Source organism: Bacillus sp. FJAT-29790 (assembly GCF_019039215.1).
Classification (GTDB): Bacteria; Bacillota; Bacilli; order Bacillales; family Cytobacillaceae; genus Cytobacillus.
Window position 1 is genome coordinate 2828162 of sequence record NZ_JAHNZZ010000001.1, and the last position, 13843, is coordinate 2842004.

The window sequence follows — 13843 nt, forward strand, 5'->3', positions numbered from 1 at the left end:
AAAAAGTAAAAGACACCGTTTTATATTCGGTGCCCATTGCCCCGTTCAATCGGACAAATCTTTACAGTATCCACTTTATTTTGGTTCATTGGCCCTCATTTTTATTCAGCTTCTAGGTGGAACTCAATTTCATTTGCAGCATTTTTGGCAAGCTTTTTTGCTTCTTCCATACTTGACCCTGCTGCGATTACATAGGCATATCGATGACCCATCGATAATGGTGGAGTTAGCTTGGCTCCTTTTCTAGGCTTAACGTAGGCTTCAACTACTCCTGGGGATTTGCTTGCCCTCCCTTTTCCAGTAACTTTTTCCAATATTCCACTTTTTGACAGAACGATATACTGGGTAAATACGTAATTTCGACATGTTGGTATTAGGGTAGGTTTTTCCCCTAAACATAACTTAAGAGTTCCTTCTACTAAATTATAACCAAATGCAGCTTGAAGCATTTTATTCATTGCTCCACCAGAGATTCTTGGATTGATCTCAATGAGCTTCCAATCTTTTTTATTATTACGTCGTATTTCTAGGTGAAGCGGACCATTCTTAATGCCAAATTGTGAGACGACAGAATGCAGAATCCTTTCAATTCCAGTTATTATTTCCCTTGGAACATTCACCATCACACCATAACCTGTAATAATAAATCGTTTCCCTCGAGTAATTTCTTGTTCAAGAATGCCAGCAATTAATATTTTATTGTTATACACCAGTGCCTCAACTAAATATTGGTCGCCATCAAAATATTCTTCAATAATAATGGCTTCATCTGGATTCTTTTCCCGCAATCTTAATGTATGTTTATCTAACTGTTCTTTATCTTCCGCAAACAACGCATCTTTAGAACCTGTTGATTTCGGCGATTTTACCATGACTGGAAAGTTAAGTTTTTTGCTCACTTTTTCAAATGAAATAAGTTCATCTGGCTTAATAATAGCAAATTTAGGGGTATAGGGTTGATTCTTTAGAAAAACCCTGGTCTCCTCTTTATTTTCCATTTTAGAAATCGCATTAGATGAGATATAACTTTGACAAAATTCTTCACAAAGAATGGAAGCAATATGAACATACGAATCAATAAAGCTAACAATTGTCTTTATATCCATGCCTCTTGACCGTAGCTTTTTTATTTCAGCTTTCATTTCAGAAAGTTTCGTCGTATCAACTAATATCATTTCATGAACATCAATATATTCTTTCCTTTGGTGCAATTGCTTTTCGTTATTTGTGAAAACAACCGTAAAATAACCGAGTTGTTCTGCTGCTTTAACTGCTTCCCTACTCGATCCAGATTTATTTGTGCCAATAAAGATAATCGTTTTCAAACAGTTCACTCCCTACATAATTTCGAAATAATGACATGTTATATGTTTATGAGATATTCCTTTTTTTGTATGGTTTTGTATCACGAAAGCAGAGAATTAAAGAGTTCAGACATTCTTGAGAAAAGGGAAAAGCTTTAAAAGCGATTTTCCCTGTTACCTTGCCACGATCGCTATTTGCAGAGATTGATACAATATGGAATAAGTCGTTTTGCAACCTCAAATTCTCTATGTTTAGAACCTGGTCGCCAATTCACTTCATAAATCCATAGCTTATGAGAATGATCAATTCCCACATCTATACCGAGCTCATCAAATGGATGATCATATAATTTGTCAAAATGGGTTGAAAACGTTAAGGCGAACTGTTCTATACACTCTTTTATTTCAAGATAATCGTCACCAAATTCTTCAATTAAAAAAGGCACTAATTCTCCTCGGTATCCTCCACTACTAATGTTACTGATCATTTTTGAATTTCCGCTTATCCGTGGATAAATCAAGTTAATTTCCCACTCCCCGTTTCGATTTTTTTGAACATGAATCCGAAAGTCATACGTTAATCCGGCTCTCGTTTTACATTCAATAAACGGCTGCAGCAAATATTTTTTCTCCCGAATAAGACGATTAATAAACAAAGTTAATAGCTTTTCTTTGTAGATTTTTTTTACTGATCCATCAGTCAATTGGTAAGAATCATCAGAGGTTTCCTCAATGAACATAACATTTTTTCCATGATGGCCAGAAAGGGGTTTTATGACGAGTTTTTGATATTCTTGAAAAAAAGGCAAGACATCTTTGCCACTCTTTATTTGAGTGGAAGGAATTAAATAGTCAGCAAATTTCTCCCCACTAAGGACCTTATTATATACCGTCATTTTATTTCCGACAGGATGGCTTGTAAAAATAGCGAAATCTTTTAATTGGTTTTTAATAGCTGATTGCTTTTTTGTCCTTGGAGAACTAATGTTAATGATCACTTCCGGAAATTCTATTTCTTTCTGAATCCAATTCCCACTTTCATAGACCCATCCATTGATTTTCCTTTGCTCAAAATCTATACATTTATAGGAAAAATAAGAAAAATCGGCTCCTTCCATTTTTGCAACAGACGCAAAAGCAAACGCCTTTTTTACTTTTTCTGGGTTATATCGATAGTGGAGCATTCCAATTGAAACCATTACACCACATCCTTACAGAGGTCAGGAAAACCGCTATCGCGGCTTTCAGAGGTTAAAGTCCAGAAATTAGAATAGGGGAAATCGGCGAGTTAGCCAATTTCTTTATTCAAAAATAATGATTCGAAAAGCTGGATAAATATTGAAAACCAAAGTTGATGAAGTAGGGGTTATTAGCTTACAATCGATACTTTTCAACAACCTTGCGATAGGAGGGATCCATTTTTCCAAGGGACATTTTAAAAAGAATAATCATGTCCTCGTTATTAATCTTATCTAAAATTGCTTCTAATTCGTTCGCATCATTTGCGAAAAATACATTAGAAGGATTCATGCCAGATGCAATCGCACTTTCTCCTGTTAGAGCAGCCGATGAACCAACTGCGATTAAATAGTCGACACCTCCATAATCCATCATCGTTTTTCCCATTTTTTCGTGTTGTTCTTTCAACTGATTTCCAAGCCTCTGCATTTTCCCTAAAACGAAGACTTCTTTCTTTCCATTTGAAATGCTTTTTAATACTTCAATGGCTGAGTTAACCGAGCTAGGGTTGCAGCTCCAAGTATCATCGATCACTGTGCTACCATTAAGGCCTTTGTACGTTTTTACATGCCTTTCCATGACTTTAAAGTCCCTTAATCTTTTGATTCCTTCTTCAATAGGGATACCAACTATCTTAGCCGATGCGATTGCCGAGAGACTGTTGTATACATTGTGTTCACCATATCCAGGAATAAAAACCTCATAAATTTCATTAGAGAAATGTAAACGATATTGCATGCCATGGTTTTCATATTTCACATTGGATGCACGGAAATCTGCATCTTTGTTAAAGCCGAATGAAAGCATCTTCCCTTTGAACGATTCCAATGATAATTTCTTGATATTTTCGTCATCTTCATTTAAGATGAGAGTCCCATTGCTTGATAAAACCTCTAACATTTCACCTTTTGCTTGCACATATTTCTCTAAAGTCTTGCATCCTTCCAAATGAGCTTCACCGATGTTTGTGATGACACCGATTGTTGGTTTAAAGTATTTCCCGCTTATTCGAATGTTTCCGGGGTAAGCAACACCCATTTCAAAGACTGCCATTTCTGTATTTTCATCTATTCCCATTAAATATTGCAGATTTAAATGTAAACCATTTTGGCTAAGGAAGGTGCCATGGACCCGATAATCCTTTTTCAAAATATGTTTAATCATTTCTTTTGTAGTTGTCTTTCCACAAGTTCCTGTAACTCCGATAACAGGGATCTGAAAAAGCCCCCGATAATAATCGATAAAATCCAAATAGGCTTTCTTGCTATTCTCCACTATAATGAGGCAAGAAGAGGGATCTATATATCTACCAATTCGATTATCTTCCGTTACAATCACATAATGGCTTTTTCCCATGAATATGCTTGGTTCGATCGGTTTTTTACTCATATGAAAATACAATGAATGGTCCTTTAAGTTTTTTAACTGTCTACAAACATTGTGAATTGCTAATTGATTGTCACCACGAGTCAAATTACCGTTAATAGCTGTTAAAACCTCAGATATTGTAAGTAACTTCATGATCTTTACCCCTGTTCGATCTTGGATTTTAATAGATGGGACGCATAGCTCATCGGTGTAGCATAAGTTGCTTTCCAAACATCAAGCATGTTCGCCCTTCCAAACGTAATGCGTAAATCCCTTCCATTGCATTCGATAAACATCGGAAATCCATCTTCTGTAATGCCAATATCAAAACCTACATCTGCTAGATGAGGGAAATGTTCAGCTAGTTCTTTTACTGCTTTAATGGAGAAATCCTCAATATTTTTATAAACTATGTTAAAATCAAGTTCCTGTAAATCCTTTAATAACTCCTGAAGGGACTTACACTCCCCACCTTTGGCAACATTCGTAACAAATCCACCCGATTTTGCTACTTTTCCAACAATTCCTGTTACTTGCCATTCGCCTAAACCATTCTTTTGAACCGACACGCGCATGTCAAAAGGACTTCCTTCGTAAGTAGCTAAAGGGATGCGCTGCTGAATGATGTAATAACTGTTGGAAATCTTCCTTTTTAATAAATCTGGCCATTCATTTGTAAAAGGTATTTGAATACTTGGTTCACCTTTTTTCTCGTTGTAGGAAACTGCCCAACTTTGTCCCTCTAATCGTTCTACCTTTATAATTCCGCTCCCAAGACTTCCACTATTAGGCTTAATAATCAGTTGATCATGCTTTTCCAACATCTTCTGAAAATTTTCCTTGCTGGCTTTGACTGTTTCAGGCAAATGTGGCTTCAAGTCTTCGTTTTGAATTAATGTTTCATAAACCTTCATCTTTCCATAGCGATTCCTTTCATTAAATACGACTATTCCAGCTTCTTGAAGGTTTTTAATTTTTTCTTTTGCCCCCATAGTAAAAAAAAGACCTCGATTATGAATGATCGAAGGTATAGCAAATTCTCTTTTTACATAATCTCCGTTGGCCTCTTTGACAAATGCCATGACTTGTTTAGATTCAAAATTGATATCACTTAACCTAAAAAAACATGGAACCAATCCATATTGTTCGCATGCCTCTTCATAAAATGAAATCCGTTCAAAATAAGAATGTCCATACTCGATTCCACTATATATCAATCCATCTACCAAAATTCCAATATTTGAATTACTCATATCATGACCTCCAGTTCAGTAAAATAAAACTTGACCAATTGTTCATATAAATAAGCTCAGCCCTTATTACTATTAGATTCCGAGTAAGAACTCTTGGTAACGGCAAATGCCCTGTATTATTTTTTTGTTACACAGGGATAACCGTGAAAAAAGGCAAGCTTCATAGAAGCTTACCTCCTTTTGAGATGCTAGTAATTTTTCTGTATTTCTTCATTTGTTCTAGATTTTGAAATATTCATAATACCAATCTTCAAGCTTTTCCCCAACACCGTTATGATGTTCTGCAGATATCCGATTATCTCTTTTCCCTTGAATAACGCTAAGGTTTTCTCCATGTGCGAGAACATAGGTAACGAACGGATAATCAACCATTGTATGGTTTTTCACGTATTGCGGAACTTTAACATGATTTTTAGTAACCCATTTAAAAGCCGTTTTATTTATATCTGACTTTTTAGTAGTCTTGGGAAAATCTCCATTAGAAAAATAAAATAATGCACAACTTCCACAATATTTATAAAATTGATCCTGTATCCAAACCTCATTTTGAGATACATTCACCATAAATCCTTTATTTAATATAAATGCTTTAGAAATAGGAAGTGATCGTATATATTCTACGAACCGAAAGTGTATCCAGTCATCTGCATCTAAAGGCATGAAATAGCCAGAAAAACCACTTTTTCTTAAAAATGCACCAATCACCTTGCGTTTGTGAAGTTTATCATTAGTAGCTTTTTTGGAATTTGATGGAGGAGGGAATTTTACAGATAACCATGTAACCCGTTCATCATTTAGTTCCTCAATATTTGGCTTTTCATGACCGGCAATAATAATACGAAAATTTCGGTCAGTGTTTTTTAATAGCGATCTTAAGGTCAAGGCTAAGTTGTTCTGAACTTTTTTCCAATCACTGGAAACCTCTTTGCTCTTAAGAGAAATAGCAAATGCAATTTCTGGTTTTTGTTTATCTATTTCCGAATTTACGATGGCTTCATGGCAAGATCCCTTAACAAATTTTTCAACTTGGTTTAACCGTTCTTTTAGATTCATTTTTGTTAACTCACCATCCGATCCCAAGAGTTAAATTGAAGTGGGTATAACTGTCTATAAATGCGGGGATAAAACTTATTCCCTTAGTAAATTTCCTGCATTTCCCTATTTATCTAATATTCTAAAATATTCACAAAACCACTCTTCAAGCTTTTCTCCAACAGTGTTAAATCGTTCTGCAGATATCTGATTATTCATTTTCTTTTTGATCATACTATTGTTGTCTCCATGTGCGAGAACCCAGGTAACGAGCGGATAATCAACCATTGTATAGCTTTTATTTATTTTTCTAAGATATTGTAGAACTTTCCCATGATGTCTCCATTTAAAAAGCTCTGTTTGTAAATCTTTCTCTATAGATGTATCAGGAAGTTTTTCACTCGAAAAGTAAAACAACGCACTGCTTCCACATCCCGTAAAAAAACCATCCCTTACCCAGGCCTCTCTTTGAAATACATTCACCATACATCCTTTGTTTAAAATAAATGCATCAGAAACCGGAAGTGACCGTATATATTCTACAAATCGATAATGTATCCAGTCATCTGCATCTAAAGGCATGAAATATCCGGAAAATCCATGTTTTCTTAAATATGCACCAATCACCTTGCGTTTGCGATATTTATCGCTAGTAAACCCTACGGAATTTAATGGGGGAGGAAATTTTACAGATAACCATGTAACTCGCTCATCATTTAGTTCCTCTATGCACGGCTTTTTATGTCCAGCAATAATAATGCGAAATTTTTGGTCAGTATTGTTAAAAATTGATCTTAAGGTCTTAGACAGATTGTTTTGAACCCTTTCCCAATCACGAGAAACCTTTTTACTCTTTAGAGAAATAGCAAATACAATTTCTGGCTTTTGTTTATCTTCATCTGAATTTATGCTAGCTTCATGGCCAAGTCCCTTTAAAAATTCTTCAACTTGGTTTAACTGTTCTTTTAGAGAGAAAAGGGTGTTAGACATTTTTATCATCATCCATTTGAATCGAATAGCTAAAGAAATCGCGTCTGAGTTTCAGTCTGGAAATATTCTTTTTTTCCATCTTCATGCTAACCCACCATCCTATTCGAAGAGCTTAAAAATAGTTATCTTTTAGTCTTCACTTTGACTTTTCTCATTTTAACCCTTTCGATAACTTTTAATTGTTTCATAATCACTTTTATCCTCAACCTTATTAAACATAGCAATATTCGGTGTCAAGTTCGCTTCAATAATCCAAATTTTACCTTCCTGATCAATTCCCATATCAAGCCCTATAAGGCGGCTTTTCGTATAATATTTTTCTAATTGTCTAGCCGTATTTAATGAAACCTGATCTAATTCAATTAAAATTTTTTGTATAAGCTGAGAGTTTAAAGACGATCTTTCAATAGCTTCTTCTACAGGTACAAGTTCTTTTGCCGCACTTGTTATGATGAAACCGTCCCTTGCAATCTTTGCAAGTTTACCAGTAACAATCCATTCTGAAGATTTTCTTTTACGCTGCACAATTACCCGAATATCAATTGGACTATCCTCAATTTTAGCCAACGAAATCCATTTCTGTATTATATATTGTCTTTTAGGGGAACAATGATTCTCCCTTAAATATTTAAACAATGGCTTTTTTCCGTGAATAGTAATTTTATTAAGTCCAGCTTGAACTCCAAATTTATCCTCACCAAATGAGGTTATTTGTATAACTCCCTTTCCCTTATGACCAAAGCTTGGTTTAATCATAAGTTCACTATATAGGTCCATTAATTCCCATAATGATTCCTCTTTAAATAATTTAGTTACAGGAAGATGAGACGCAAGATTTTCATCTTCCAAAATCAACTTATATTTTGTCCACTTCCCAACAGAAACGCTCATATGCTGTAACTCCCTTATTCGGTTATTTCCCCCATCGATAGACGGCCTCCCAATCGAATAGTACTCAATCGGAAACTTCTTTATTTCATTTAATGTATAGCAATTTCTACCATCAAAAATAATCGGATGATTCATTAAATCTACATATTTTATTAATGGAAAATCAATAATTTCTCTCCATTCAGTAACAATGAATACTGCATCTGTTCCACGAATGGCTTTCTCGATACTCCCCGTAAATTGAACCTCAGGCGGCAGCACTCTCTTTGCATTTTCAACTGCGATTGGATCGTAAGCGATTACTTCCGCTCCCTCCGCTACTAATCTATTTATAATGACAATCGATGCTGCCTCACGGATATCATCTGTGTTTGGTTTAAACGCTAAACCTAATACGGCACATTTTTTACCTTCAAAAATACCAAATCGTTTCTTCGCTTTATCAACAAGAAGAGTTTGCTGTTTGTTGTTTACATCAATGACTGCTTTTAACAAGTGGAATGAATAATCCTTATGGCTGGCTATTTGATAAAGGGCATTCGTATCTTTTGGGAAGCAAGATCCGCCGTAGCCAATTCCTGCTTTAAGAAACTGATAACCGATACGTGAGTCTTTCCCCATACCAATTGAGACATCTTCTATGTTCGCACCTACATTTTCACATATAGTGGCAATTTCATTAATAAAACTAATTTTCGTTGCTAAAAACGCATTTGATGCATATTTAATCATTTCGGCACTGCGAATGTCAGTTTTATAAACTGGTATTTGAAAAGGTTTGTTGATTTCTTCAATGATCGTTGCGGCATGCTCACACTCCGCCCCGATGACTATTCGATCCCCATTAAAAGTATCATGTACAGCTGAACCTTCTCTTAAAAATTCTGGATTTGAAACAATATCTATTTTTACATTGGATATTAAATATTCTTGGATTATTTCCTTTATCTTATGATTTGTACCAACTGGAACCGTGCTTTTTGTCACAACAATTACATCACGTTTTGCATTAAGAGCAATCTGAATGGCAACTTGTTTAATGTAACTTAGATCCACAGATCCGTCTGTCTTTTGTGGAGTTCCAACTGCAATATAGATGATTTCCGAGTTCATAAAACCTTCTGAGTGATCAGATGTAAAGCGTAAACGTCCCCTTTTAATATTATTTATCATTAACCCTTCTAAACCTGGCTCGAAGATAGGCGACTTGCCTGAATTTAATTTCTCGACTTTTGCTTGGTCTATGTCAATACAAATCACACTGTGTCCGATTTCTGAAAGACATACACCAGTAACTAAGCCCACATATCCCGTGCCTACTACCGTAATATTCCTCATGTTGATCGATCCCTTCACAAACTTTGGATGAAGTAACTCCTTTCATAGCATATGATTTCCCTTATTAAACCAATATCGATGGTGCCTCCTAATATATTGGCCCTCATATTTCACTATCAGTTTTATTTTCTCTCAATATTCCCCAAAAATTGCTGATAGCTTCTTTTCATCCTTTTTAACCTCACCCCCCAATCCAACCCGCAATGGTGCATAATAAGTGGATTTTTAGCAGCATCTTTACGATTCGGTCGGCTATTCCATTTAAGAGGCAATTCTCCGATAAGCGGGGAATATTTCGTAGGACCTTTATAGGCCAGAATACGAACATAATAGTTTTTAAACCCGAGCAGCTTTAAAAAAGCTTGTTGATCCCACCATCCACGGCGATGTTTTCTCTTGAATTTCCAAACCTTCTCTAATATTTCTAGTGTTCTCGGGTCACGTTTCACAACGATAACACCAGAGTTTGGGAAAAGCGGCGACCTTCCAAAATAAGTTGTCATATAGACTAAATGATCGGTATTTAGTTCATTACGAATATCGACGCTTGGATCAACAAATATGGTGTCAGAATCCATCCACATGACAATTTCATAGGATTTTAATAAGTTATATAATAATAATATTTTATGTTTTTTAGCCATCTCGTTAGGAAGAAGCTTTTCTTTAATAAATAAGGTATCAATATTATGAAGCTTTCCGTAATATTCGACGGTCGGCTTCATAATATCTAGTGCATCCTCATGATTCTTTCCTGTTGCTAAACAGCAAATCACCATGTTACTGCTAGGTGAAAGTGAAAAATCATAAGAGGGTATCATTTCATCTCTCCTTTAGTTTGTGAATGCCTTACTTTATGTTTACTAACTTCATTAAGTGTTTTCCATAATCACTTTTTAGAAAAGGCTTAGCTAATGATTTTAATTGCTCTCTTGAGATAAGCCCTTTTTTGTACGCAATTTCTTCTATGCATCCTATTTTTAAGTTATGATGTTTTTCTATTTCTTTTACATAAAGTGCTGCCTCAAACAGGGAAAAATGGGTACCCGTATCAATCCAAGAAAACCCTTCCCCCATAAGCTCAACATGTAATTCGTCCATTTCAAGATAAGCTTTGTTAATATCCGTTATTTCTAATTCCCCTCGTTCTGAGGGTTTAAGTTCTTTTGCGATTTCAACAACGCGATGATCGTAAAAATATAACCCGGGAACTGCGTAGTTTGTTTTCGGATTTATTGGTTTTTCTTCGATGGAAACTACTTTTCCAGTATCATTAAACTCAACTACTCCAAAACGCTCAGGATCATGAACAAAATACCCAAAAATAGTTGCACCTGTTTCCCTTTCCATTGCATTACTTATTAATGAAAGTAGATCATATCCACAAAAAATATTATCACCTAGTATTAACGCAACATGATTGCTACCGATAAACTCTTCACCTAAAATAAAAGCTTGGGCAATCCCTTTTGGAGCTGGTTCTTCTATATAGCTTAAAGAAAGCCCTAATTGCGACCCATCTCCTAATAACTCTATAAATCTAGACTTATCATTTGGTGTAGTTATGATTAAAATTTCATTAATACCCGCTTGCATGAGGACGGAAAGCGGATAATAAATCATCGGTTTATCATAAACAGGCAGTAATGACTTGGAAATGATCTTAGTTAAAGGACTAAGTCTTGTCCCACTTCCTCCAGCAACAATAATCCCTTTCAATTTGTCACTCCTTTCTTAATAACCTTTTATTCACCCATATTTACCCAACAATGTAATCAGTAATTTTAGCTGAGCTAATGGAATTCAATCAATCCAGCATCCTTTGTCCTACATAGTATTCAATAATAAATTTTTTGAATAGGTCTTTATCATTCTTCCTTCAATTTAGGTGAGAATACAGATTTGCCAAATTAATCACGTCCCAAACGTAATCTCATAAAATAAAAATATGAATTTATTAGGAGGAATCGAAATGGTTTCTTTAATTGCATGTACCATTAGAAACAATATGATGGACAACATCTTTGAAAATTTCGAAAGACAAAAATGGGAAGAAAAAGAGCTAATCATTATTTTAAATAAAGATGATATGGAAATTGAGATGTGGAAGAAACGCTCAAAGAGCTATGAAAATATTTCAATCTACCAGCTTCCTGAAGAAAAGACTTTAGGCGAATGCTTAAACTTTGGAATCGAAATGGCTCAATATGATATTGTCGCAAAATTTGATGATGATGATTACTATTCTCCTTACTATTTAACAGAAGCTATGGAAATATTTACAACAACAAATGCCCAGTTAGTAGGAAAAGGGAAATCCTTTATGTATTTTGAAAAAGATAACCTATTAACAATTCGTATTTTAGGAAGTGAGAATAAAGCAGGCAAGAGTGGGCTTAAGGGGGGAACACTCATTTTCAGGAAGGAAATCTATCCAAAAATAAAATTCCCAACAATAAAAGGCTCTGGTGAAGATAGCAAATTCGTAGCAATGTGCAAGAGGAATAACATCAAAATTTATACAACGAGCAGATATAACTATGTATATATAAGAAAAGCAAATAATAATTTTCACACCTATAAGCGCTCTAACAAAAGATTAAAACAGAAAAGCCAAATAATAGGAAAAGTAAGTGATTATATTCCAGTCATTACGAAAGCTTTTGGAAATAATAACGAATCTTAAGCTTTAAAAACGATGTGTACCATTAAGGCTCTGACTTTATGAAAAGTTAGAGCCTTTTTCCGATTTTTAATAATCCATTAGTCTTGATCTTGAACCTTTTCTTTTTTATAACTTTTTATCCGTTCATAATCACCATTAGCCAGCTTTTTAAACATAGAAGTATTCGGTGCCAGGTTTACTTCAATAATCCATATTTCACCTGCTTGATCAATTCCGATATCAATGCCAAAAGTTCGCCTTTTTGGATAATCGTTCGCTAGTTTTTTGACCGTAAACAAGGAAAGCTGATCTAATTTCCCTAATAGTCCCTGAATTTGATTATTGTTTAATGTCGATTCCTTTATAGCCTCTTCTACTGTAAGAACAGCTTTAACCGCATTTGTGATAACGAAGCCATTTGCAGCCACTTTCGCAAGTTTGCCCGTGATGCTCCATTCGGAAGAATCGTTTTTTCGCTGCACCATTACACGAATATCAAATGGGGACTTTCCAATAACCGCCAGCGGAATTCTTTGCTGAACGATATAGCGCTTTTTTTTTGATAAGTGATTCTCCTTCAAGTAATCGTAAGTTTCCCTCTTTCCATGTAAAATGATTTTTTTATATCCACTATGAATCTCTAACTTCTCTTCTGGTAAAGATGATACTTGAATAACCCCTCTCCCTTGATAGCCAATACAAGGCTTGATCATGATATGACTGTATTGATCCAACATCCACCACAGGGAATCTTCAGTTAATAATTTTGTATCAGGCAAATGCCTGGAGAGTTCTTCTTCACGTGCCATGAATTTATGTTTTGTCCATTTCCCAACAGAAACGCTCATCTTTTTTCTCCTTTTTAAATTATTGAGACGATCAGATTCGCCTTGGCGTATTTGCGCCCAGATTTCAAGCTTGCTCGATAAATTCCTTTAAAAAATCGAGGCATCCGCCGGAGGCTTAACTTTATTCAGCCGAGGTTTGAACTCACACCGAATTGGATACCTGTTTGCATTCATCTCGCCACTTATACCGTTTAGAGACTTCTGCTGAATAAAGTTAAAGAATCTTCCGCTACCGTCGTTACTATTCTATTTTATAAGGGGAGATTTTCTTGTACCTTTTCCCAAAAAGCATAATTAAATATGATTATACTTCTATGTACTTGACTATTTTTAGAAAAATAGGGATGGACCTAGTCCAACATTTGATCATTTTAATATACATATAAAGAATGAAACGAAAGGAGAGGAAATAATGGGAATTTTTCAACCAGGCTTGCTTATTGATTTTGATTGTAATGGGGTGCTACCAAATTCCTTAACTGGTAATGCTACTGTTACACTTGCGACTGTGAGCCTAACTATTGAATCGAGTAGTAATACCGTTTGGTTAACGGCCTATGCAACTTGGTCTGCTTCTAATACTTCAAACGACGTTAAGTTCACTTTTGTACGAGATGATGGAAAAGAACTCTGTTCCGCAACTGATCATCCTGCCAGCGTAGATACTTTCACTACTGCTTTTACATGTTGCGATAAGGCTCCCCTTACAGGGACACATTCCTATCAACTTCAAGCGACAGGTGTTGGACCTAACAAGAACACAACATTTACTTTTACCACAGGTGATCTTACAGGAGCAGTAATAAACACTTAACATCTTGAATAAGATCGTATCCACATCTAAAAAAGCTCTAACTTTTCATAAAGTTAGAGCTTTTTGTATGCCTTTTATTATCTCTATCATTCTCTTCCCTT

General features: G+C 35.3%; 12 protein-coding genes and 1 pseudogene. 2 read left to right on the top strand and 11 right to left on the bottom strand.

The window, feature by feature from the left end:
- Nucleotides 1-101: 101 nt before the first annotated feature.
- The 10 genes and pseudogenes from BGM26_RS13315 to rfbA form a co-directional block, all read right to left on the bottom strand.
- Nucleotides 102-1325 carry an ATP-grasp domain-containing protein gene (locus BGM26_RS13315; protein ID WP_217040274.1) on the bottom strand — a complete coding sequence of 408 codons (1224 nt, stop codon included), beginning with the start codon at nucleotides 1323-1325 and terminating at the stop codon, nucleotides 102-104.
- A gap of 170 nt (nucleotides 1326-1495) precedes the next feature.
- Complete coding sequence (locus tag BGM26_RS13320; protein ID WP_217040275.1) at nucleotides 1496-2503, bottom strand: YheC/YheD family protein; 1008 nt, start codon at nucleotides 2501-2503, stop codon at nucleotides 1496-1498.
- Nucleotides 2504-2678: 175 nt separating this feature from the next.
- Nucleotides 2679-4064: a UDP-N-acetylmuramoyl-tripeptide--D-alanyl-D-alanine ligase gene (locus BGM26_RS13325; protein WP_217040276.1), complete on the bottom strand. Its 1386-nt coding sequence runs from the start codon at nucleotides 4062-4064 to the stop codon at nucleotides 2679-2681.
- Nucleotides 4065-4069: 5 nt separating this feature from the next.
- Complete coding sequence (locus BGM26_RS13330) at nucleotides 4070-5164, bottom strand: YheC/YheD family endospore coat-associated protein (RefSeq protein ID WP_217040277.1); 1095 nt, start codon at nucleotides 5162-5164, stop codon at nucleotides 4070-4072.
- A gap of 219 nt (nucleotides 5165-5383) precedes the next feature.
- Nucleotides 5384-6217, bottom strand: coding sequence for a hypothetical protein (locus tag BGM26_RS13335; protein WP_217040278.1), 834 nt, complete (start codon nucleotides 6215-6217; stop codon nucleotides 5384-5386).
- A 105-nt stretch (nucleotides 6218-6322) separates the two neighbouring features.
- The gene (locus tag BGM26_RS13340; RefSeq protein WP_217040279.1) at nucleotides 6323-7186 is read right to left on the bottom strand and encodes a hypothetical protein; all 864 of its coding nucleotides are present in this window, start codon (nucleotides 7184-7186) and stop codon (nucleotides 6323-6325) included.
- Between the two features lie 156 nt (nucleotides 7187-7342).
- Nucleotides 7343-8077, bottom strand: a complete 735-nt coding sequence (locus BGM26_RS21565; protein WP_254119557.1) for a YheC/YheD family protein — start codon at nucleotides 8075-8077, stop codon at nucleotides 7343-7345.
- A gap of 36 nt (nucleotides 8078-8113) precedes the next feature.
- Nucleotides 8114-9415, bottom strand: a pseudogene (locus tag BGM26_RS21570) (UDP-glucose dehydrogenase family protein); the annotation flags it as partial.
- Between the two features lie 122 nt (nucleotides 9416-9537).
- Nucleotides 9538-10236 carry a putative nucleotide-diphospho-sugar transferase gene (locus BGM26_RS13350; protein ID WP_217040281.1) on the bottom strand — a complete coding sequence of 233 codons (699 nt, stop codon included), beginning with the start codon at nucleotides 10234-10236 and terminating at the stop codon, nucleotides 9538-9540.
- A gap of 28 nt (nucleotides 10237-10264) precedes the next feature.
- Nucleotides 10265-11134 (bottom strand): glucose-1-phosphate thymidylyltransferase RfbA, encoded by an 870-nt coding sequence (gene rfbA, locus BGM26_RS13355; RefSeq protein ID WP_217040282.1) that lies wholly within the window; start codon nucleotides 11132-11134, stop codon nucleotides 10265-10267.
- Nucleotides 11135-11387: 253 nt separating this feature from the next.
- Here rfbA and BGM26_RS13360 point away from each other — a divergent pair, with 253 nt between their 5' ends.
- Nucleotides 11388-12101, top strand: coding sequence for a glycosyltransferase (locus BGM26_RS13360; RefSeq protein WP_217040283.1), 714 nt, complete (start codon nucleotides 11388-11390; stop codon nucleotides 12099-12101).
- Between the two features lie 77 nt (nucleotides 12102-12178).
- On the opposite strand, the gene BGM26_RS13365 is transcribed toward BGM26_RS13360, so the two are convergent.
- A complete protein-coding gene (locus BGM26_RS13365) occupies nucleotides 12179-12928 on the bottom strand; it encodes a YheC/YheD family protein (protein WP_217040284.1) in 750 nt (249 codons plus the stop codon).
- 412 nt (nucleotides 12929-13340) lie between these two features.
- On the opposite strand from BGM26_RS13365, the gene BGM26_RS13370 reads away from it, so the two are divergent.
- On the top strand, nucleotides 13341-13742 hold the full coding sequence (locus BGM26_RS13370; protein ID WP_217040285.1) for a hypothetical protein: 402 nt from the start codon (nucleotides 13341-13343) through the stop codon (nucleotides 13740-13742).
- The last annotated feature ends 101 nt before the right edge of the window (nucleotides 13743-13843 follow it).

Coding starts and splice junctions, on each gene's coding strand:
- BGM26_RS13350 (WP_217040281.1), bottom strand. CDS start 10,236: ATGATACCCTCTTATGATTTTTCACTTTCACCTAGCAGTAACATGGTG.
- BGM26_RS13330 (WP_217040277.1), bottom strand. CDS start 5,164: ATGAGTAATTCAAATATTGGAATTTTGGTAGATGGATTGATATATAGT.
- BGM26_RS13370 (WP_217040285.1), top strand. CDS start 13,341: ATGGGAATTTTTCAACCAGGCTTGCTTATTGATTTTGATTGTAATGGG.
- BGM26_RS13365 (WP_217040284.1), bottom strand. CDS start 12,928: ATGAGCGTTTCTGTTGGGAAATGGACAAAACATAAATTCATGGCACGT.
- BGM26_RS13340 (WP_217040279.1), bottom strand. CDS start 7,186: ATGTCTAACACCCTTTTCTCTCTAAAAGAACAGTTAAACCAAGTTGAA.
- BGM26_RS13325 (WP_217040276.1), bottom strand. CDS start 4,064: ATGAAGTTACTTACAATATCTGAGGTTTTAACAGCTATTAACGGTAAT.
- BGM26_RS13360 (WP_217040283.1), top strand. CDS start 11,388: ATGGTTTCTTTAATTGCATGTACCATTAGAAACAATATGATGGACAAC.
- BGM26_RS21565 (WP_254119557.1), bottom strand. CDS start 8,077: ATGAGCGTTTCTGTTGGGAAGTGGACAAAATATAAGTTGATTTTGGAA.
- BGM26_RS13320 (WP_217040275.1), bottom strand. CDS start 2,503: ATGGTTTCAATTGGAATGCTCCACTATCGATATAACCCAGAAAAAGTA.
- BGM26_RS13335 (WP_217040278.1), bottom strand. CDS start 6,217: ATGAATCTAAAAGAACGGTTAAACCAAGTTGAAAAATTTGTTAAGGGA.